Genomic DNA, 20,782 nt, shown 5'->3' on the forward strand with positions numbered 1-20,782 from the left:
CCTATGAAAATATATAGTCAAGGAGACCAAGCAATCGTCGTTTCTATAGAAAAAGAGGTCTCCAAAGATTTAACAGAAGATTTATTAGCATTGAAAAAATATTTAGCAGATAAAAACTATCCATTTATTACAGAAATCGTGCCTACGGAATCAGATATGATGATTTGCTATGATGCGCGAGACATGATTAAACATCATCATATACAGTCACCATTTTTATATATGAAAGCATTAATGCAAACGGTGCAACTAGAAATTAAACATGAAGAAGAAACGATAGCACCAGTTGAAATTCCAGTTGTTTATGGCGGTGATTATGGTCCGGATTTAGCATCACTGTTAAAACATTATAAAATGAACTTTGAAAAATTTGTAAAACGTCATACGCAATCAACATATTTTGTATCCATGATGGGTTATACACCAGGATTCCCGTATTTAACTGGTATGGACAAGCATCTTTTTGTGAATCATACAGGTGAGCATAAATCATTTATCCCTGCTGGATCTGTTATTATTGAAGGTAAAAAGACAGGTATCACTACGACTGATACATATGGTGATTGGTTAGTCATTGGTTATACCCCAGTGAAGTTGTTTACGCCAGAATTTGAAGATTTTACGAAATTAAAGCTTGGGGATAACGTAGTATTCAAGGCTGTTTCAGAGCAAGAGTTGGATTTAGGAGGCTTTAAACCATGTCAATCATAATAGAAGGAGAAGGCTTATTCTCGAGTTTTCAAGATTTTGGCAGAACAGGCTATGAGCATGATGGGGTAATTCCTGGTGGCGCACTTGATCCACTATCTCATGAAATTGCGAATCGACTAGTTGCTAATGATAAACATGAAGCGACATTAGAAATGACAAATAGAATGGCAAGTTTTCGTTTTACAGAGCCAACCTTGATTGCATTGAGTGGTGGGAGTTTTAAAGCGAAAACGGCACATATGAATGTATTGCCTAATAAACTTTATTTAATGGAAAAAGGTGATGTACTTGAGTTTACTGAAACAAAGCACACCTCTAGAGTTTATTTAGCAGTAGGCGGTGGATTTGAGTTAGAAGAATGGCTCGGCTCTACCTCTACCGATTTCAAAGTTAAAATTGGTGGGTTTCATGGTCGTAAATTAAAAAAAGGCGATGAAATCAACATGAAACGTGATTATACTGAACGACACCACAAACTATTTGAAAATCTAGAAGAGACCCATCAAACAGATTGGGGCATCGATGGCTATGCGCTTTCTTTTAACTACATGTCGGATGTATTTCATGTAATTAAAAATAAAGGTACTGAAGATTTTGAGCAAAAAGCGTTGAGTCGTTTTACTTCAGGAGAATATAAAGTGACTAGCAAAGCGAATAGAGTTGGTATGTATGTTGAAGGTAAGCCTGTGAAAGCATTTTACGAAGATATGCCTGCGCATCAATCAGTGCAAATTGGTACGATTCAAGTAAAAAGAGATGGCACGCCAATCATATTATTAAATGATCATTATACTTTAGGGAGTTATCCGCAAATTGGTACAATCGCGAGTTATCATTTAACGAAATTAGGTCAGAAACACCAAGGAACTAAATTGAAGTTTCAATTCATTGATGTGGAAAGTGCAGAGAAGAATCTCATTAAATACACAAATTGGTTGAATCAACTGTTCCATGGTATTGAATATCGTATGCAATTAGAAATGTTGAAGTAATGCCAATCGAATTTTAAGTAGAACTAAAACTGTAGTCTTTCATTAATGTAAATGAAGGATTACAGTTTTTTATTATGACTGTATATATGGAAATTAGCTAAATGAAATCTATACGACCCAAGCCCGATTATCATGTTCGATTTTTAACGTATAATTTAAAAGCGTATTATTTAGTTAATGGTAGGTTCATCGTACGTTAATAAGGCGTTAACATAGTGTTAATGAAGGAAATTAATGTGTGAAAAAGTGTGTTTTTACTTGATATTTCACTTCGTTTGCTTTATATTTATTAATTGAACTATGTGCGTTTTGTTACGAAAGTGTTACAAACTTATACTGTTTGTAAATTCGATATTAACTTCAGTTAATATGTAAACAAAACATTTAAAATTTTAGCTAGATATAACATTTATATTTAGAAAAACTTACACAATGAAACGATAACTAATGAAAAAATCGAACTAATGCTTAACACATATAAATTTAAATCTACATATGAACGAGATTTTAATGAATATTAAATTAAAGCATGACTATAAGACTAGAAACGACAGAAAGCATCGTGAGAATTTAACAACAATTACACGTAACTTGCCATTGCACGAAGGTTGGACAACGAAACAACCTATACTAATCTATATCGGGGGATAAGAACATGAGTTTACACAAAAAGAAACTGACTCTTTTTGCGTTTTTTATTTTGACAGTGCTCACTGTCACATTAAAGACGTATTTTTCATACTATGTTGATTTTTCTTTGGGTGTTAAGGGATTAGTTCAGAACTTAATCTTATTAATGAATCCATACAGCTTAATTGCATTAGTACTGAGTATATTTTTATTTTTTAAAGGTAAGAAAGCGTTCTGGTTCATCTTCATTGGTGGATTCTTATTAACATTCTTACTATATGCCAACGTCGTATATTTTAGATTCTTTTCTGACTTTTTAACATTCAGCACGTTAAATCAAGTCGGCAATGTGGAATCTATGGGCGGCGCAGTGACTGCATCGTTTAAATGGTACGACTTTGTATATTTTATTGATACAATTATCTACTTATTTGTATTAATTTTTAAACAAAATTGGATTGATAAGCGCGTATTTAGCAAAAAATTTGTACCTGTCGTAATGGCAGCATCAGTAGCATTATTCTTCTTAAACTTAGCGTTTGCAGAATCTGATCGTCCAGAATTATTGACGCGTACATTTGACCATAAATACTTAGTTAAATATTTGGGACCATTTAACTTTACAGTTTATGATGGTGTTAAAACGATTCAGAACAACCAACAAAAAGCATTGGCAAATGAAGATGATTTAACGAAAGTATTAAACTATACAAAACAAAAAAATACTGAACCGAATAAAGAATACTTCGGCGCAGCGAAAAAGAAAAATATTATTAAAATTCACTTGGAAAGTTTCCAAACATTTTTAATTGATAAGAAAGTGAATGGTAAAGAAGTAACACCATTCTTGAATAAACTTTCTACAGGTAAAGAAGGATATAGATATTATCCAAACTTCTATCATCAAACGGGACAAGGTAAGACGTCAGATTCAGAGTTTACAATGGACAACAGTTTATTCGGTTTACCACAAGGGTCTGCATATTCTCTAAAAGGGGATAACACTTATCAATCATTACCAGCAATCCTAGATCAGAAACAAGGTTATACATCTAGTGTTATGCATGGTGATTACAAAACATTCTGGAACCGTGATCAAGTATACAAACACTTCGGCATAGATAAGTTCTATGACGCAACGTACTATGATATGTCAGAAGAAAATATTGAGAACTTGGGTCTTAAAGATAAAGAATTCTTTAAAGAGTCCGCGGATTACTTGGCTAAAGAGAAACAACCTTTCTACAATCACTTAATCACGTTGACTAACCATTATCCATTTACAGTATCTGCAGAAGATGCATCAATTGAAAAACCAAATACTGGTGATTCAACAGTTGATGGTTATATTCAAACAGCTAGATACTTAGATGAATCGTTAGAAGAATTTGTTAACGAGTTGAAGAAAAAAGGATTGTATGATGATTCAGTTATTATGATCTATGGTGACCACTATGGTATTTCAGAAAATCATAATAAAGCAATGGAAAAATTATTAGGTGAAGATATTACACCAGCTAAATTTAATGATTTAAACCGTACTGGTTTCTGGTTGAAGATTCCTGGTAAGGAAGGTACTGTAGATAAAACATATGCGGGTCAAGCAGATGTAATGCCTACAATGTTACACTTATTAGGTATCGATACGAAGAACTACTTGATGATGGGTACAGACTTATTATCTAAAGATCATAATGATACAGTACCATTTAGAAATGGTGACTTTGTTACAAAAGATTATAAATACGTAAATGGTAGAATTTATGATAATAAGAATAATGAACCTATGACAGAGAAACCTAAAGACTTCGATAAACGTAAACAACAGTCTGAAAAAGACTTGCAAATGAGTGACGATGTGCTTAATGGTGACTTGTTAAGATTCTATGACAACCCTGACTTCAAGAAAATTAAACCATCTAACTATGAATATAAACCAGGTCCAAAAGGACAAGAGAAAAAATAATTAAAAAAGTGTTAACGAGCGATATCGCTCGTTAACACTTTTTTTATGGAAGTAGGACAGAAACCTAACTTTTTTGTAAGGAGTTCGTTGCTCCTAGCCTTTATTAAGCAAGGGCTAGGACAGGGATTGGCAAAAGACTAGTTAAAATCAAATATTTTAATTTGTTATCTACTATCTAATTGAAAAAAACTGAGACAAATATTTTTGTCTCAGTTTCAGTGTTAAAATAAAATGGAACCTTTATCCAAGTGCAACATCGAGTATCATCATGATAGTGAAACCAATCATTAAACTTAACGTTGCCAAATCAGTATTATTACTTGCTTGTGAATCAGGAATAAGTTCTTCCACAACAACAAAAATCATTGCCCCAGCTGCAAATGCGAGCGCATAAGGCAACATAGGTGTAATAACTAGGACAGCCGCAGCGCCAATCGTTGCAAAGATAGGTTCAACAATTGCTGAAGCCTGACCATAATTAAATGCTTTCCATCTTGATGCACCGGCTGCTCTAATAGGCATAGATAATGCTGCACCTTCTGGAATATTTTGGATACCGATACCAATCGCTAATCCAAGTGCACCTAAAAATGTTGCTTGGCCGTTACCTGCAACAATGCCTCCGAAAGCGACACCAATAGATAAACCTTCTGGAATATTATGCAATGTAATTGCTAAAACAAGTAGTGTATTTTTATTGAGTTTTTTTGTGCCTACACCTTCATGGTATTGGTTCTTATCTTGGGTGTTAGGGTGTATGTGTGGTATGACTAAATCTAATGCACGAATAAAAAAACCACCCAATAGAAAACCGATAGCTGCAGGTAACCATGGAAAGGCAGAGCCTTCGCCATAATCGATAGCTGGTTGTAACAGTGACCAAAAACTGGCAGCAATCATAATTCCCGCTGCAAAGCCTTGCATTGAATTTAATATTTTGTCATTGACGCGTTTAAAAACAAATACAGAAGCTGCACCTAATGCAGTCAGTAGCCATGTGATGATACCTGCGATTAATGCTTGGATATAAGGAGGTAAGTCTTGGAAAATTTCTGACATAAGCTTTGCTCCTTTGTATCATTTGAGTTCAAAAAGGTGTATAATATATAGAACTGAAATTAAGTTTAACAGAAATAATTATAATTTTCGATATTAAAAAGGATGTTGGACAATGGAAGCATACAAAATTGAACATTTACATAAATCATATGCCGATAAAATCATTTTTGATGATTTGCAATTGTCTATTTCTGAGGGTGAAAAAATAGGACTTGTTGGTATAAATGGAACAGGAAAAAGTACGTTATTGAAAGTAATTGCAGGTTTGGATGAAGACTTTGATGCAGAAGTATCACATCCTAACGCATATCGCATTCGTTATTCCTCACAGAAACAAACATTTGATAACGATATGACAGTGTTTGAAGCGGTATTGACTTCGGAAACGAAAACGTTACAAATTATACGTACATATGAAGCTGCATTGAATCAATATACGGAGACTCAACGCGAAGAAGATTTCCAAAAAATGATGCAAGCACAAGAAGCCATGGATACACATCAAGCTTGGGATTATAGTGCTGAGATTAAAACGATTTTGTCTAAATTAGGTATTTATGATACGACGAAACGCGTACGTGAACTGTCAGGTGGACAACAAAAGAGAGTTGGATTAGCTAAGACACTCATTGAACAACCTGATTTATTATTACTTGATGAACCGACCAACCATTTAGACTTTGAATCGATACACTGGCTTATTAACTATGTGAAACAATATCCACACACTGTATTATTCATCACACATGATCGCTACTTTTTAAATGAAGTTTCTTCACGCATTTTAGAATTAGATCGAGGCAAGTTGACGACATATCCAGGTAATTATGAAGACTATATCGCACAACGTGCCGAAAATGAAGTTATAGAGCAGAAACAACAGGCCAAACAGCAATCGCTATATAAAAAAGAATTAGCATGGATGAGAGCCGGCGTTAAAGCGCGTACAACGAAACAACAAGCACGTAAAAACAGGTTTGAAGATCTTGAACAAGATGTTAAAAATCAACATCAACAAGATAAGGCATCTCTAAATTTGGCATATTCAAGACTTGGCAAACAAGTATATGAATTGGAACATCTCACAAAACGTATCAATGGTAAAACACTTTTTGAAGATATAACACAAATTATTCAAAGTGGTGAACAGATTGGTATCGTTGGTCCGAATGGTGCGGGTAAAACGACGTTATTAAATATCTTAAGTGGTGAAGATAAGGACTATGAAGGTGATTTGAAAATCGGTCAAACAGTAAAGGTAGCTTATTTTAAACAAACTGAAGAACGACTAGACCGTGATATTAGAATGATAGATTACTTAAGAGAAGAAAGTGAAGTTGCTAAAGAAAAAGATGGAACTGCCGTTTCCATTACGCAACTACTTGAACGCTTTTTATTTCCTAGTTCAACACATGGAAAGAAAATATACAAATTATCTGGTGGCGAACAAAAGCGTTTATATTTATTAAAATTATTAGTTCATCAACCTAATGTGCTGTTATTAGACGAGCCAACGAATGACTTAGACACAGAAACGCTCACAATATTAGAGGATTATGTAGATACATTTGGTGGAGCGGTCATTACCGTAAGTCATGATAGGTATTTTTTAAACAAAGTAGCACAATCTTATTGGTATATCCATGATGGTCAAATGGAACGTATTGTGGGTACGTTTGAAGATTATGAAGCATATAAAAAAGAACAAGATCAATTAAAAGAACAACAGAAACAACAAACTAAAGTTAAGCAACCTGTAGAGAAGAAAAAGAAAAAAGGATTGTCTTATAAAGAGCAAAAAGAGTATGAGATGATTGTTGAACGTATAGATACAACTGAACTGCGTCTAGAAGAAATCGAAGCAGAGATGGTTGCGGCGAGTTCAGATTATGCAAAAATTAAAGAATTGAGCGAAGAACAACGCCATTTGAATGCGATATACGAAGATGATATTGCAAGATGGAGCGAACTTGAAGAACAAAAAGAACAATGAGGGATTTTATAATATGGAGTCAACTTTATCGCATTATTTTGGCTATGACACATATCGTCCAGGCCAGAAAGAAATCATAACAAAAGTATTGAATCATCAAAATGTGCTAGGGGTATTACCTACTGGTGGGGGTAAGTCAATTTGTTATCAGGTACCGGGATTAATGATGGGTGGCACAACAATTGTCATCAGTCCGTTAATTTCATTGATGAAAGACCAAGTTGATCAATTAAAGGCCATGGGTATTCGCGCAGCATATTTAAATAGTAGTTTAACGCAAAAACAACAAAAGGAAATTGAAGGACAACTGAGAAAAGGTGAAATTCAATTTCTATATGTGGCACCAGAACGCTTTGATAATTCGTATTTCATAAGATTATTACAGCAGTTAAAGATTCACCTTATTGCCTTTGATGAGGCGCACTGTATTTCAAAATGGGGTCACGATTTTAGACCAAGTTACCAAGATGTTATTCATAAAGTTTTTGCATTGCCGCAAGATTTTACAATTGTTGCATTGACAGCAACGGCAACGATAGAAGTTCAAAAAGACATCATGGAACGATTGAATATTGATAAAAATGATGAAATTAAAACAAGTACAAAAAGACGTAACCTTGTATTTCAAGTTAATCCAACATATCAACGACAGAAATTTGTGATGGAATACGTGAAGACGCACAAAAATGCAGCAGGTATTATCTATTGTTCGACACGTAAACAAGTCGAAGAACTTCATGAAGCTCTAGAAAGTAATGACATTGATAGTACAATTTATCATGCTGGGTTATCAAATAAAGAGCGTGAAGCAGCACAAAATGACTTTGTATATGATCGAGTGCGTGTTGTAGTAGCTACAAATGCGTTTGGTATGGGGATTGATAAATCGAATGTGAGGTTTGTCATTCATTATAATATGCCAGGCGATTTAGAATCTTATTACCAAGAAGCGGGTCGTGCGGGTCGTGACGGTTTGAAAAGTGATTGCATTTTATTGTTCAGTGAACGAGATATTGGTTTGCATCAATACTTTATTTCTTCATCTAAAGCGGATGAAGATTACAAAGATAAAATGGGCGAAAAACTGAATAAAATGATGCTTTATACCAAAACCAAAAAATGCTTAGAGGCAACATTGGTTCATTATTTTGAACCCAACGAGAAGTTGGAAGAATGTGAACAATGTAGTAATTGTGTTGTGGAGAATAAAACGTATGATATGACAGACGAAGCTAAAATGATTGTAAGTTGTATCGCACGTATGAAACAACAAGAAAGCTACAGTGTTATTATTCAAGTGCTTAGAGGTGAAGATTCAGATTATATTCGCTACTGTGATTATAATCAATTATCGACACATGGCATTATGAAACAATATACAACGTCAGATTTAAGTCATTTAATAGATGAATTAAGGTTCAAAGGCTTCTTAAATGAGCATGATGAAATACTCATATGCGATAATTCCGTTAAAAAACTATTGAGCAATGAAGTCAAAATTTATACGACACCATTCAAACGTAAGACAAAAGAAAAAGTTCATATCAATACGGTTGAAGGTGTAGATCGTGCGCTCTTTGATGAATTAATAGACGTGCGTAAGCAATTAAGCGATTCATTGAGTATACCACCTGTGAGTATTTTCTCTGATTTTACTTTAGAAGAATTTGCAAAAAGAAAACCGGAATCTAAGCAGGAAATGATTTTAATTGATGGTGTTGGTAGCTATAAATTAAAACATTATTGTCCAAAATTTTTAGAGAAGATCCAAACGTATAAGGCAAAAATTTAAAAAGCTAAATATTTTATTTTTATTGGTTATATGTATATAATTATCACAAATTGTAAGCGTTGTTGAAACGTGGATTAGTTTAATAAAGGCGAAGTTAAATTGACAATTATTTATATTCTGTGTGCAATCAAATGTCATGGATATAAGTTTGTCTAGTGTTAACTTCGCTTTTTGCATAAATAAAACAAAAATTCCCGACAATACAAAGCTTTGATTTTTTTGATGAAAATTACATGAAATATAAGACAATAGGGAATATAAATTGAAAAACGCAGTGCATTTTAAAGCCATATGCGTATAAAAATGAAGGTGACAAAGTGATAGAGTTTAAAAATGTAGTGAAACGTTACGGTGATAAAAAGGCTGTTGACGAAATTAGTTTTAATATAAAAGAAGGTGAGTTTTTTGTATTGATTGGTCCTTCAGGTTGTGGAAAGACTACAACTTTAAAAATGATTAATCGTTTAATTTCACTTTCAGAAGGTTATATTTATTTTAATAATAAACCAATTAGTGATTATCCGATATATGAAATGCGTTGGGATATAGGCTATGTATTGCAACAAATTGCACTATTCCCACATATGACGATTAAGGAGAATATTGCACAAGTACCACAAATGAAGAAATGGACAGATGCGTCGATAGATCAACGTGTGGATGAACTAATGGAAATGGTGGGTTTAGAGCCAGAAGTTTACAAAAATAGGAAGCCTGCTGAACTATCTGGTGGTCAACAGCAACGTGTAGGTGTGGTGCGTGCACTTGCCGCTGATCCACCTGTCATATTAATGGATGAGCCCTTTAGTGCATTAGATCCTATTAGCCGAGAAAAATTACAGGACGATTTGATTGATTTACAATTAAAAATTAAGAAAACAATTGTCTTTGTAACACATGATATTCAAGAAGCAATGAAATTAGGTGACCGTATTTGTTTGTTAAACGAGGGACATGTTGAACAAATAGACACACCTGAAGGTTTTATCAAAAATCCGAAAAATGAATTCGTGAAACAATTTATGGGAGATAAATTAAATCGTACTGTAAATGATATACAGTTATCTGAATTAACTGAGAGACTCATGTTGAATGAACAAGAGGCTAAACAAGGCTATCCTATAGTCGATAGTAGTCAATATATAAGTGATATTTACCACGAATTAGCCAATCATGAAGCGATCATAATCGATAATACGACAACGGGCACGCAACATGTACTTAAACGACAAGATGTCTTTGAAATGTTATCAGAACGGAACGAAGGAGGGCGTCAAGCATGAATGAACTCTTTCATACATTATCAGAACGAAAAGGACAGCTGATTACAACGATTTTTGAACATATACAAATATCATTTATAGCTTTACTCATTGCGGCATTGATAGGTGTACCGTTGGGCATATACCTTACCAAAACTCGTAAATTAGCCGAAATTGTAATGAATATTGCAGCAGTGCTACAAACGATACCGTCACTTGCGTTATTAGGTTTGATGATTCCATTATTTGGTATTGGCAAGATTCCAGCAGTAATTGCACTTGTTGTATATGCATTATTACCAATTTTAAGAAATACATATACAGGTATTAATGAGGTTGATGGCTCATTAGTTGAAGCGGCTAAAGGTATTGGAATGAAGCCTGGCCGTCGTTTAACTAAAGTGGAGTTACCAATTGCAATGCCCGTGATAATGGCTGGTATTCGAACGGCGATGGTACTTATTATTGGTACGGCAACTTTAGCTGCATTAATCGGTGCAGGTGGTTTAGGTGATCTCATCTTATTAGGTATCGATCGCAATGATGCGTCACTTATTTTAATAGGTGCTATTCCAGCAGCGTTACTCGCAATTTTATTCGATTTAGTGCTACGTTACATGCAAAAATTATCTTATAAAAAGTTACTTATCTCACTTGGTGCGATTGTTATTATATTATTGCTAGTAATTATCGGACCGATGTTAGCGCAAAAAGGTGATAAGGTGACGTTAGCAGGTAAACTAGGTTCAGAGCCGTCTATTATTACAAATATGTATAAGATTTTAATAGAGCAAGAAACGGATAATAGCGTAGAAGTTAAAGACGGTATGGGAAAAACATCTTTCTTATTCAATGCCTTAAAGTCTGATGATATAGATGGTTATTTAGAATTTACCGGTACAGTTTTAGGCGAATTGACGAAAGAAGATTTGAAATCAAAACAAGAAGATAAAGTTTATAAACAAGCGAAAGCTAGTCTAGAAAATAAATATGATATGACTATGTTACAGCCAATGAAGTATAATAACACGTATGCTTTAGCAGTGAAGAAGGATTTTGCAGATAAACATCACTTGAAAACAATTGGTGATTTAAACAAAGTTAGTGATCAGATTAAACCTGGATTTACATTAGAGTTTAATGATCGTGGTGACGGTTATCCTGCAGTCAAAAAAGCATATGGACTTGATTTAGGCAACGTTAAGACAATGGAGCCTAAGTTACGTTATCAAGCCGTTGAAAATGGCGACATTAATTTAATCGATGCCTATTCTACAGATGCCGAATTAAAACAGTATGATATGGTTGTATTAAAAGATGACAAACATGTATTTCCACCATATCAAGGCGCACCAATGTTTAAAGAATCGTATCTTAAAGAACATCCTGAAATTAAGAAACCATTAAATCGTTTAGCAGGTAAAATTTCAGATGAAGATATGCAACAAATGAACTATAAAGTAACGGTTAAAAAAGAAGACCCATATCAAGTTGCGAAAGAATATTTAGAAAAACATCATCTTATTAAATAAAAATAATTAAAATATGAGTTCAAAAATGTCATATCTGATATGTGATCATTTTATTTGAACTCATATTTTTAATTTTAAGCATAAATAAACCGTATGGATACATTGATTTCAATTAGAAAATAGGTTTATAATAGTGGATAAGTTTTGAAATTTCTGCAAATTTAAGGAGGACCGATGCAACAATGAAAAAACAAATTGAACAACTCTCAGCTTATGAACCAGGATTATCGCCACGCGCATTAAAAGAAAGCTACGGTATTGAAGGTGAGTTACATAAATTAGCTTCCAATGAAAATTTATATGGCCCGTCTCCAAAAGTTAACGAAGCAATTCAAGCGCACTTAGATGAACTACAATACTATCCTGAAACAGGTTCTCCATCAATCAAAGAAGCAATCAGTAAGCAACTTAATGTTGATCCAGCGCGTATATTATTTGGTGCTGGTTTAGATGAAGTGATTTTAATGATTTCCCGTGCAGTGCTTACGCCAGGTGATAAAATTGTGACAAGTGAAATGACTTTTGGGCAGTATTATCATAATGCAATCGTCGAATCGGCAAATGTTGTTCAAGTGCCATTGCAAAATGGAGGATTTGATTTAGAAGGTATTTTAAATGAAATTGATGATGACACCAAACTAGTATGGTTATGTAATCCTAATAATCCTACGGGTACTTATTTTACACATGAAGTGTTAAGTAATTTCTTAGAACGCGTACCTAGTCACGTACCAGTCATCATTGATGAAGCTTACGTGGAATTTGTAACAGCGGATGATTTTCCAGATACGCTTGCTTTACAACAACAATATGCCAATGCCTTCCTTTTACGTACGTTTTCTAAGGCATATGGACTTGCAGGTATGCGTATTGGTTATGTTATTGCTCCGAAAGAAGCAATTGAAAAATATAATATTATACGTCCACCATTTAACGTGGGACGTTTGTCAGAATATGCGGCATTAGCAGCGTTCGAAGATCAAGCATACTTATCTTCTATTCGCACACGTAATGCTGAAGAAAGAGAAAAATTCTTTGAGTTAGCGCAAAGTGAACATTTTTATCCAAGTCAAACGAACTTTGTTTTTGTTAATACGGATAAACCACAAGCATTATATGAAGCGTTATTAAAAGTAGGGTGCATAACTCGACCGTTTCCAAATGGTGTTCGTATTACAATTGGCTTCCCGGAACAAAACGCTGCCATGAGGGAAGTGTTGGAAACATTTGAATTTTAAGTTGGCTTGCAATATTATTTTATGGAAAAGCATTATTGATATTGTAACTATGTGCAACTTTGATTTCACTGAAAAATATTTGCTATACTTAATTTGTTAATGATTATGAAGTTAAAGGGAGAAGTGTAGTACATGACTAGAAAATCGATAGCGATTGACATGGATGAAGTATTGGCTGACACAGTAGGCGCTTTGATTGAAGATGTAAATAAGCGTACAGATTTAGGTATTACCATTGATATGTTAGATGGTAAAAAATTACGCCATGCAATGCCTGAACATGATGGTTTATTGACGGAAATTTTGCGTGAACCAGGATTTTTCAAGAAATTGGAAGTAATGGCAGATGCACAATCTGTAGTGAAAAAACTGACAGAGCATTATGATGTATATATCGCTACTGCAGCTATGGACGTACCTACTTCGTTTCACGATAAATATGCTTGGTTAAGAGAATATTTCCCATTTTTAGATCCACAGCAATTCGTCTTTTGTGGACGTAAAAATATTGTGAAGGCGGACTATTTAATTGATGATAATCCAAGACAATTAAGTATTTTTACAGGCACACCAATTATGTATACAGCAACACATAATATTAATGATGACCGATTTATACGTGTGAATAATTGGAAAGATGTAGAACACTATTTCTTGGGAGATAGTGAATATCAAATTTAAATAGACATAAAAAGTGAGCACTCTAACGTTGAGTGCTCACTTTTTATGTTTTTAGGGATTTTCAGATTCAATTTGTTCTGCCGCATCATTGTCTGGCAATGTTAAGATGCGAATCGCATTAGGAATGATCTCAATATTAAGTGGTGTTTGTAACGCAATTTCACCATCTATATCAACTTTCATTTGTGGTTCTGTTTCGATAGTAATATGCTTAGATAACAAATGTTTGATGCCATCTGTCATGTTATTCCAATTCATACTATCTCTTTGTTTGAAAATGTCATTTAAGACACTTGTACGTTCTTCAGTAAATACAAATGTGTTTAAGTATCCATCATTCGGAGAAAGGTCAGTTAATGGTATACGACTTCCACCGATAAAAGGGCCGTTTGCAACAGCTAACATTGAGGTATTGCCTTCCACGGTTTGGTCATCGGTGGTGATTTTATAATCAAAATGCTCAGGATTTAATAATGTCTTAACGGTTGAACCAACATAACTAAGTTTACCGAAGACATCCTTGTTACCATTTTGGACATTTTCTGCATTTTGAACAATTAGTCCAAGACCGACAAAATTCAAGGCGTACTGGCCATTTACTTTCATCACGTCATAGGATTTTAATTCTGCCGAGATTAATTGTTGGCTCGCAATTTTATGACGTGGATTAAGGTTCAACGTTTTTGTGAAATCATTAAAAGTACCGCCCGGAATAATGCCAATTGGTACGTCTAATTCACTTTCCATTACGCCATTGATTAATTCATTAACCGTACCATCGCCACCTAGAATGAAGACAATGTCAACATCATCACTATAACTTTGATCTTTTATTTTTTGACAAAATGCAATGATGTCACCTTCATTCTCACTTAACTGTATCGATAAATGTTTGCAGAAAGTTGTTAAAGAGGTCGCAACATCTCCTAAACCTCGGTATATATCTTTAATACCTGTGTGTTCATGGTAAAATAATACGCCATGATTATATTTTTTATTCGTCATTCTATTCACCATATTTCTCTTAAATTTAATTTCTCTATATAACTGTGTACCCATTTTTAGCTAAAAGTAAATATATGATAAAAGTACTGCTCTATATCTTTCTTTTTCAGTATAATTAAGGACTTAAATAGTGTTTGTTTTTATGTAGTGTATTTCGAAATCCTAACATATCTTTAATACCTAGACTCCTTGTACATAAAGTTGTACAACTAATTTGACTAGAAAAGGAGGGTTAAAGATGACAATCATTACTTATTCAAATGCACGGAAAGCGTTTAGAAAACTGATTGATAAAGTGAATGATGATAATGATATAGTAACAATTACAACAAATGACCGTAACGCAGTACTAATGGGGGAAGATGATTATAACGCTATTATGGAAACACTTTATTTACAACAGACCCCGGCTAATGCGCAACATCTTGCTCAATCAATAGCTGAAGTTGAAAAAGCTTACATGATGGAAGTAGATATTGACGATTATGAGTAACTACAATATCACTTTTACATATTCAGCATTTAGAGATTATCAATATTGGCAACTTCAGGATAGAAAATTGATGAAAAAGATTAATAATTTAATCAAAAGTATACAACGCGAAGGTATTTTGGACGGTGAAGGTAAACCTGAGCCCTTGATTGGAAATTTAAAAGGGTACTGTAGTAGAAGAGTTAATCATGAACATAGATTAGTTTACGCAATTAGAGACAATCATATTGTCATTATATCTTGTAGATATCACTATTAATGCGAATGATTGCGCTATTATTTATTAGTACCTGTAATGAGCGACAACATTATTTAATAACAAAAAATCACCATTTCCTTTAATTCAATTAAGAGGAAATGGTGATTTTTGAAATTATGAAATTAGTATTCTGAAATAATATAATTCAATATAATGTATGTTGCCTAATGTATCTATTTGATACCACGCATGCCTTTTACAATTTTCGGAACAAAGGCAAGGATGATAAGGCTGACTACAATTGCGATACCACCTAGGAATAGGAAGTAGTTTTTATAGCCAAGCGGTTCGATAAGTTTAACCAATGTACCATTAATTGCTTGTGCACAGGCATTCGTCAAGAGCCATAAACTCATCATTTGTGTGTTAAATGCCTTAGGTGCAAGTTTAACTGCTGCGCTATTACCTGTAGGAGATAAGCACAATTCACCAATTACACAAATGATATACGATAGAATAACCCAGTTTACACTTAAATCATTGCCCGCTGTATGTCCGATTAAGCCAATCATGATATAAGACGCACCAGCGAGTGTTGCACCAAGTACAAATTTAGTTGCTAAGCTTGGTTGACGGCGTGCCATTTTTGCCCAAATAAGTGAAATGACAGGTGCTAATAAAACGATAAATAATGGGTTAATCGACTGGAACAGAGCAGGACCAAAATCGGCTTTCCAACCGAAAAGATTTAGTTTCATATCACTGCTCTCAAATGCAAATAGATTAAGTACGTTTGCACCTTGTTCTTGAATAGACCAGAAGACTACACCTAGAATGAATAGTGGTATAAATGAAATAACACGTGAACGTTCATCATCAGTCACTTCTTTACTACGAATCATAATAGTGAAATAAATAATTGGCAGTGCAACACCAAGTACTAACAACGCGGTACTTACTATATTAAATGATAGCGTGCCAGTTAATCCTGTAATGATTAATACGGCTGCGATGATTGCAATTGCAATGGCAAATATTAAGCCATATTTTTTCTTCTCACTTTGATTTAATGGGTTAGTTGGTTTAGTACCAACTTCACCGATATTTTTCTTGTTGAAAATCATGTACCAAACAAGGCCTAATGCCATACCAACAGCTGCAATCAAGAATCCAGCATGGAAATTACCTGAACCTACGAAGCGATCTAAAATTAATGGTGAAAGTAGACCACCTAAGTTGACGGACATATAGAAAATAACGAATCCTGCATCGATACGTGTATCATTTTCAGGATAAAGTCTGCCTACGATATTTGAAATACTTGGTTTCATGAGGCCTGATCCGACGATGATAAAGAACATAGAAATAAATAAGCCCACGATATGTAAAGGTAAACTTAAGAATATATGCCCAATAATGATTAGGACGCCTCCGTAAAATGTCGCGGCACGTGTACCAGTAATTCTATCTGAAATCCAACCTCCTAGTACAGAAGTCATATAGATTAGGGCGCCATATACAGCCATAACTGACTGGGCTGTCCCTTTATCCATGCCTAGTCCACCATCTTTTATAGCAAAGTACATATAAAAAATGAGTAGTGCACGCATGCCATAATAGCTAAAACGTTCCCAGAACTCTACGAAAAATAACACTCCGAGTCCTTTTGGATGTCCAAAAAAACCTTTTTGTGGAATAGATTTAGCTGCTTGTTCATGTTGTATGTATTTGTCTTGCATAAAACATTCCCGTCCTTTCTTGCTCCCAATAAAATGTATAAAAAAGATTTTACGCTTAATAAAATTAAATTGCAATAATATTCTCAAAATAAGAAAATTCGTAACATTCAGATTTTTAAATACATAAATTCAAAAATTTTAAAATTAGTACATTATATTTTGAGCCATTGAAACGTAGTGAAAAAGGAATTTAATTGAGTGTTATCAATTTTTTGTATTGCGTGTGTCACATTAATTAACGTAAGCATAATTATTTAAGAAGTAATGATGAGAAAGCAAGGGAAATTTGGCCAAAGAAAAACCAAACGCAATATTTACGCTTGGTTTTATAGAATATGAATTCTACATTATATGGTAATAATTAGTAAACGCCTTTCATTGCACGTTTTACTTTTGGTGAAACAAGTAATAATAATATACCGATAACGACTGCGACTAAACCTGAGTACATAAAGTAATCGCTTTGATTCATTTTCGTATATATCACAACAAGTTGTGCATTTAGATCTTGTGCTGTCGCATTACTTAACATCCATAAGCTCATCATACGAGCTGTAAAGGCAACAGGTGCCAATTTTGTAGTTGTTGATAAACCAACAGGTGAGATACACAATTCACCAACAGTGATAAGTAAGAAACTTAAAACTAACCACAGTGGATTAATTAGGTCATTTCCAGATGCTAATGGGATTATCATAACTAAATATGAAAGTCCTGCAATGATTGCACCGAATGCAAATTTATATACTGTAGGTGGGTTACGTTTGCCTAATTTCATCCATAGCGTTGCAAATACTGGTGCTAAGATAACAATAAAGACAGGGTTTAATGATTGTGCCCATGCGGCTGGAATTGAAAAATCAATTAAACCATTGGTAAGCACAGACATTTCAAGTTGTGTCTTTTTATCAGCGAATGATGCAAGTACTGTAGATCCTTGTTCTTGAATCATCCAGAATGCAACGGATGTGATATATAATGGTATGTAACTATAAACACGTGAACGCTCATCTTTTGTTACGTCTTTGTTAGTAATCATTACGACAAAAATATAAATTGGCAAAACGATACCAAGAACGGTGATGAAGAAACTGAAATTCTCTAATGTTAAATTACCTGTTAAATGTAAAATACCTAGGTAAGCTAAAAATAGTACTAATGTGCCAATAGAAATAAAACTGAATTTCTTAATTTCTGGCTTAGTAAGTGGATTAGGTACGTTGCGACCTGCAAACCCTAAATTCTTTTTGCGTTTAATCGCATAAACAACTAAACCACAGAACATACCGATAGCTGCTGCTAAAAAACCAGCATGGAAACTAATTCTTGTTTGTAAATAACCTGTAAGTAATGGAGCTGTTAAACTACCTAAGTTGATACCCATGTAGAATAAAGTGAATGCAGCATCTCGTCTTACATCATTACGATCGTATAATTCACCAACAGTAGTTGAGATATTTGGCTTTAATAAACCAGTACCAGCAATGATAACCGCAAGTGCTACCATGACTAACGTTAAATTATTTGGTAACGATAGTAGAATATGTCCAATCATAATTAGGAATCCGCCATAGAATACGGCATTTTGTGTACCGGTAATCCTATCTGCGATCCATCCACCGATTGCCCCTGACATATAAATTAATGTACCGTAAATGGCAACAATTTGAAGTGCGACAGCTTGTGGTAAGCCAAAACCGCCTTCAGCTACACTATAGTAAAGATAGTAAATTAAAATGGCTTTCATACCATAGTAACTGAATCTCTCCCAGAACTCAGTGAAAAATAATGTGCTTAATCCTTTTGGATGACCGAAGAAACCTGTACGTGGTGTACTTTCCATGATTTCTTCATGTGTATAACTTATCTTTTTCATAAATTCACTCCCCCTAAATGGTTGGATTAATTTTATAATGTTTTCACAAAAATAACAAGTGTATATTTCAATCGTACAAAATCATTTGTTCGTGACCTTTATTTCATATATCAAAATATAAAAAATAAAACTACTTAGACCAAAATACACTTTGGTCTAAGTAGTTTATATAGAATAGAAGAAGTGATTAACGGTTATCAATTTTTTCAGGATATAAATCGTGATTCATTAATCTGTGTTCTGCCATTTTTTCATATTTAGAGTCTGGACGACCATAATTTGTATATGGATCGATAGAAATGCCGCCACGAGGTGTGAACTTGCCCCAAACCTCAATATAATGAGGATCCATTAGTTCGATTAAATCGTTCATAATGATATTCATACAGTCTTCATGGAAATCACCATGATTTCTAAAGCTAAATAAATACAGCTTTAATGATTTTGATTCAACCATTTTTACATTTGGAATATATGAAATATAAATCGTAGCAAAATCTGGTTGACCAGTAATTGGACATAACGATGTGAATTCTGGACAATTAAATTTCACAAAGTAGTCGCGTCCTTGATGTTTATTATCAAATGATTCTAATACGTCAGGTCTATAATCAAAGTCATAAGTATTATTTTGATTACCAAGTAAGGTAATATCCTCTAATTCTGATTTATTACGTCCTTCTGTCATTTTAAATCGCTCCTTAAGATTTAGGATTTTGTTCTTCTTTTTGTATTGCTAAAGGTTGACGTCTTGCTTTTTCAAACATGTAGTAACTAGAACCGATAATGATAATATAACCAAGCACGGCATAAAAGTCCGGCGATTCTCCAAATAAGATAAAGCCAAATAACGCGGTGAATATAATCGATGCGTAAGTGAAAATAGATATATCTTTTGCTGGTGCGTAACTATAAGCTAATGTAATACCAATTTGTCCGGCAGCTGCTGCGAGTCCTGCGCCAATCAAGTACACAACTTGCATTAAAGTCATTGGTTCGAATGTGAAGGCTGTGAATGGTATTAATACGATAATTGAAAAGAAAGAGAAATAGAATACAATCGTATAAGGTGCTTCACGTGTGCTTAATGCTCTGACACAAGTATAGGCACTTGCTGCAAAAATACCTGAGAACAAGCCACCTAATGCAGGAATCATGGAAGATGAGAACTCAGGCTTAACGACAAATAACATACCGACGATGGCTACTACCATTGCCAAAAATTGATAATTACGCACTTTTTCATTTAAGAATAGTAAACTTAATAAAATTGTCCAAAATGGATTGAGTTTCATTAATGTATCTGCGTCACTTAAAATCATATGATCAATTGCATAGATATTTAATAACACACCAATTAAACCTAAAGTTGAACGAGAAATTAAAAGTGGCTGACTACTAAGTTTACCAAATAGTGGTTGTTTATATTTAAAAATAAAATAAAGTGGTATAAACATTGCTACTAAATTCCGGGCAAGCGATTTTTGAAATACGGGTAAGTCTCCAGCAAGTCTGAAAAAGACGGACATAAAGCTGAAACCGACTGCAGAAATTAAGATAGCAACGATACCCTTAACTTTAGGATTCACATATATCGCCTCAATTTTAAAATTT

The 20,782-nt window shown here is 34.0% G+C and carries 18 protein-coding genes; 12 read left to right on the forward strand and 6 right to left on the reverse strand.

The genetic code is table 11. From position 1 onward, the window contains the following. The first annotated feature begins 3 nt into the window (after positions 1 to 3). From ACSULM_RS01920 to ltaS, 4 genes are all read left to right on the forward strand, one after another. Complete coding sequence (locus ACSULM_RS01920; RefSeq protein WP_436860094.1) at positions 4 to 711, forward strand: allophanate hydrolase subunit 1; 708 nt, start codon at positions 4 to 6, stop codon at positions 709 to 711. Then, positions 699 to 1,703: a biotin-dependent carboxyltransferase family protein gene (locus ACSULM_RS01925; protein WP_436855064.1), complete on the forward strand. Its 1,005-nt coding sequence runs from the start codon at positions 699 to 701 to the stop codon at positions 1,701 to 1,703. The genes ACSULM_RS01920 and ACSULM_RS01925 overlap by 13 nt, the downstream gene beginning before the upstream one ends. 510 nt (positions 1,704 to 2,213) lie before the next feature. After that, positions 2,214 to 2,354 carry a hypothetical protein gene (locus tag ACSULM_RS01930; protein WP_436860095.1) on the forward strand — a complete coding sequence of 47 codons (141 nt, stop codon included), beginning with the start codon at positions 2,214 to 2,216 and terminating at the stop codon, positions 2,352 to 2,354. A gap of 4 nt (positions 2,355 to 2,358) precedes the next feature. After that, on the forward strand, positions 2,359 to 4,299 hold the full coding sequence (gene ltaS / locus ACSULM_RS01935; protein WP_436860096.1) for a polyglycerol-phosphate lipoteichoic acid synthase LtaS: 1,941 nt from the start codon (positions 2,359 to 2,361) through the stop codon (positions 4,297 to 4,299). Positions 4,300 to 4,539: 240 nt separating this feature from the next. Here the strand turns inward: ltaS and ACSULM_RS01940 are convergent, their stop codons facing one another. Next, positions 4,540 to 5,358, reverse strand: coding sequence for a ZIP family metal transporter (locus tag ACSULM_RS01940; RefSeq protein ID WP_436855068.1), 819 nt, complete (start codon positions 5,356 to 5,358; stop codon positions 4,540 to 4,542). A 112-nt stretch (positions 5,359 to 5,470) separates the two neighbouring features. Here ACSULM_RS01940 and ACSULM_RS01945 point away from each other — a divergent pair, with 112 nt between their 5' ends. The 6 genes from ACSULM_RS01945 to ACSULM_RS01970 all read left to right on the forward strand — a co-directional run bounded on the left by ACSULM_RS01945 (position 5,471) and on the right by ACSULM_RS01970 (position 13,856). Further along, entirely contained in the window at positions 5,471 to 7,351 is a 1,881-nt protein-coding gene (locus ACSULM_RS01945; protein ID WP_436860098.1) for an ABC-F family ATP-binding cassette domain-containing protein, read from the forward strand. 13 nt (positions 7,352 to 7,364) lie between these two features. Continuing rightward, entirely contained in the window at positions 7,365 to 9,143 is a 1,779-nt protein-coding gene (gene recQ / locus ACSULM_RS01950; protein WP_436860099.1) for a DNA helicase RecQ, read from the forward strand. A gap of 317 nt (positions 9,144 to 9,460) precedes the next feature. Continuing rightward, the gene (locus tag ACSULM_RS01955) at positions 9,461 to 10,426 is read left to right on the forward strand and encodes an ABC transporter ATP-binding protein (protein WP_436860100.1); all 966 of its coding nucleotides are present in this window, start codon (positions 9,461 to 9,463) and stop codon (positions 10,424 to 10,426) included. Continuing rightward, entirely contained in the window at positions 10,423 to 11,937 is a 1,515-nt protein-coding gene (locus ACSULM_RS01960; protein ID WP_436860101.1) for an ABC transporter permease/substrate-binding protein, read from the forward strand. The genes ACSULM_RS01955 and ACSULM_RS01960 overlap by 4 nt, the downstream gene beginning before the upstream one ends. A 182-nt stretch (positions 11,938 to 12,119) precedes the next feature. Beyond that, on the forward strand, positions 12,120 to 13,175 hold the full coding sequence (gene hisC, locus ACSULM_RS01965; RefSeq protein ID WP_436860102.1) for a histidinol-phosphate transaminase: 1,056 nt from the start codon (positions 12,120 to 12,122) through the stop codon (positions 13,173 to 13,175). Positions 13,176 to 13,307: 132 nt separating this feature from the next. Next, the gene (locus ACSULM_RS01970; protein ID WP_436860104.1) at positions 13,308 to 13,856 is read left to right on the forward strand and encodes a 5' nucleotidase, NT5C type; all 549 of its coding nucleotides are present in this window, start codon (positions 13,308 to 13,310) and stop codon (positions 13,854 to 13,856) included. A 51-nt stretch (positions 13,857 to 13,907) separates the two neighbouring features. Here ACSULM_RS01970 and ACSULM_RS01975 read toward each other — a convergent pair whose 3' ends face one another. Then, positions 13,908 to 14,861, reverse strand: a complete 954-nt coding sequence (locus tag ACSULM_RS01975; protein WP_436860105.1) for a diacylglycerol/lipid kinase family protein — start codon at positions 14,859 to 14,861, stop codon at positions 13,908 to 13,910. Between the two features lie 238 nt (positions 14,862 to 15,099). Between ACSULM_RS01975 and ACSULM_RS01980 the strand changes: the two genes are divergently transcribed. Together ACSULM_RS01980 and ACSULM_RS01985 are read left to right on the forward strand one after the other, a co-directional pair. After that, complete coding sequence (locus ACSULM_RS01980) at positions 15,100 to 15,354, forward strand: type II toxin-antitoxin system Phd/YefM family antitoxin (RefSeq protein WP_069994386.1); 255 nt, start codon at positions 15,100 to 15,102, stop codon at positions 15,352 to 15,354. Next, positions 15,347 to 15,613, forward strand: coding sequence for a Txe/YoeB family addiction module toxin (locus tag ACSULM_RS01985; protein ID WP_436860267.1), 267 nt, complete (start codon positions 15,347 to 15,349; stop codon positions 15,611 to 15,613). Before ACSULM_RS01980 ends, ACSULM_RS01985 begins: the two co-directional genes overlap by 8 nt. A 173-nt stretch (positions 15,614 to 15,786) precedes the next feature. Here ACSULM_RS01985 and ACSULM_RS01990 read toward each other — a convergent pair whose 3' ends face one another. The 4 genes from ACSULM_RS01990 to ACSULM_RS02005 all read right to left on the reverse strand — a co-directional run bounded on the left by ACSULM_RS01990 (position 15,787) and on the right by ACSULM_RS02005 (position 20,757). Then, entirely contained in the window at positions 15,787 to 17,292 is a 1,506-nt protein-coding gene (locus ACSULM_RS01990) for a peptide MFS transporter (protein WP_436860106.1), read from the reverse strand. 361 nt (positions 17,293 to 17,653) lie between these two features. After that, the gene (locus tag ACSULM_RS01995; RefSeq protein ID WP_436860107.1) at positions 17,654 to 19,168 is read right to left on the reverse strand and encodes a peptide MFS transporter; all 1,515 of its coding nucleotides are present in this window, start codon (positions 19,166 to 19,168) and stop codon (positions 17,654 to 17,656) included. Positions 19,169 to 19,355: 187 nt separating this feature from the next. Next, complete coding sequence (gene queF / locus ACSULM_RS02000) at positions 19,356 to 19,856, reverse strand: preQ(1) synthase (RefSeq protein ID WP_436855080.1); 501 nt, start codon at positions 19,854 to 19,856, stop codon at positions 19,356 to 19,358. Positions 19,857 to 19,869: 13 nt separating this feature from the next. Continuing rightward, positions 19,870 to 20,757, reverse strand: coding sequence for a DMT family transporter (locus tag ACSULM_RS02005; protein ID WP_436860108.1), 888 nt, complete (start codon positions 20,755 to 20,757; stop codon positions 19,870 to 19,872). Positions 20,758 to 20,782 lie beyond the last annotated feature (25 nt).

It is taken from the genome of Staphylococcus caeli (assembly GCF_051413795.1).
In the GTDB taxonomy this organism is placed as follows: domain Bacteria; phylum Bacillota; class Bacilli; order Staphylococcales; family Staphylococcaceae; genus Staphylococcus; species Staphylococcus caeli_A.

Bases quoted from the DNA above. Each gene is read 5' to 3' on its own strand.
- ACSULM_RS01920 (WP_436860094.1), top strand. From the start codon at position 4: ATGAAAATATATAGTCAAGGAGACCAAGCAATCGTCGTTTCTATAGAA.
- ACSULM_RS01925 (WP_436855064.1), top strand. From the start codon at position 699: ATGTCAATCATAATAGAAGGAGAAGGCTTATTCTCGAGTTTTCAAGAT.
- ACSULM_RS01930 (WP_436860095.1), top strand. From the start codon at position 2,214: ATGAATATTAAATTAAAGCATGACTATAAGACTAGAAACGACAGAAAG.
- ltaS (WP_436860096.1), top strand. From the start codon at position 2,359: ATGAGTTTACACAAAAAGAAACTGACTCTTTTTGCGTTTTTTATTTTG.
- ACSULM_RS01940 (WP_436855068.1), bottom strand. From the start codon at position 5,358: ATGTCAGAAATTTTCCAAGACTTACCTCCTTATATCCAAGCATTAATC.
- ACSULM_RS01945 (WP_436860098.1), top strand. From the start codon at position 5,471: ATGGAAGCATACAAAATTGAACATTTACATAAATCATATGCCGATAAA.
- recQ (WP_436860099.1), top strand. From the start codon at position 7,365: ATGGAGTCAACTTTATCGCATTATTTTGGCTATGACACATATCGTCCA.
- ACSULM_RS01960 (WP_436860101.1), top strand. From the start codon at position 10,423: ATGAATGAACTCTTTCATACATTATCAGAACGAAAAGGACAGCTGATT.
- hisC (WP_436860102.1), top strand. From the start codon at position 12,120: ATGAAAAAACAAATTGAACAACTCTCAGCTTATGAACCAGGATTATCG.
- ACSULM_RS01970 (WP_436860104.1), top strand. From the start codon at position 13,308: ATGACTAGAAAATCGATAGCGATTGACATGGATGAAGTATTGGCTGAC.
- ACSULM_RS01975 (WP_436860105.1), bottom strand. From the start codon at position 14,861: ATGACGAATAAAAAATATAATCATGGCGTATTATTTTACCATGAACAC.
- ACSULM_RS01980 (WP_069994386.1), top strand. From the start codon at position 15,100: ATGACAATCATTACTTATTCAAATGCACGGAAAGCGTTTAGAAAACTG.
- ACSULM_RS01985 (WP_436860267.1), top strand. From the start codon at position 15,347: ATGAGTAACTACAATATCACTTTTACATATTCAGCATTTAGAGATTAT.
- ACSULM_RS01990 (WP_436860106.1), bottom strand. From the start codon at position 17,292: ATGCAAGACAAATACATACAACATGAACAAGCAGCTAAATCTATTCCA.
- ACSULM_RS01995 (WP_436860107.1), bottom strand. From the start codon at position 19,168: ATGAAAAAGATAAGTTATACACATGAAGAAATCATGGAAAGTACACCA.
- queF (WP_436855080.1), bottom strand. From the start codon at position 19,856: ATGACAGAAGGACGTAATAAATCAGAATTAGAGGATATTACCTTACTT.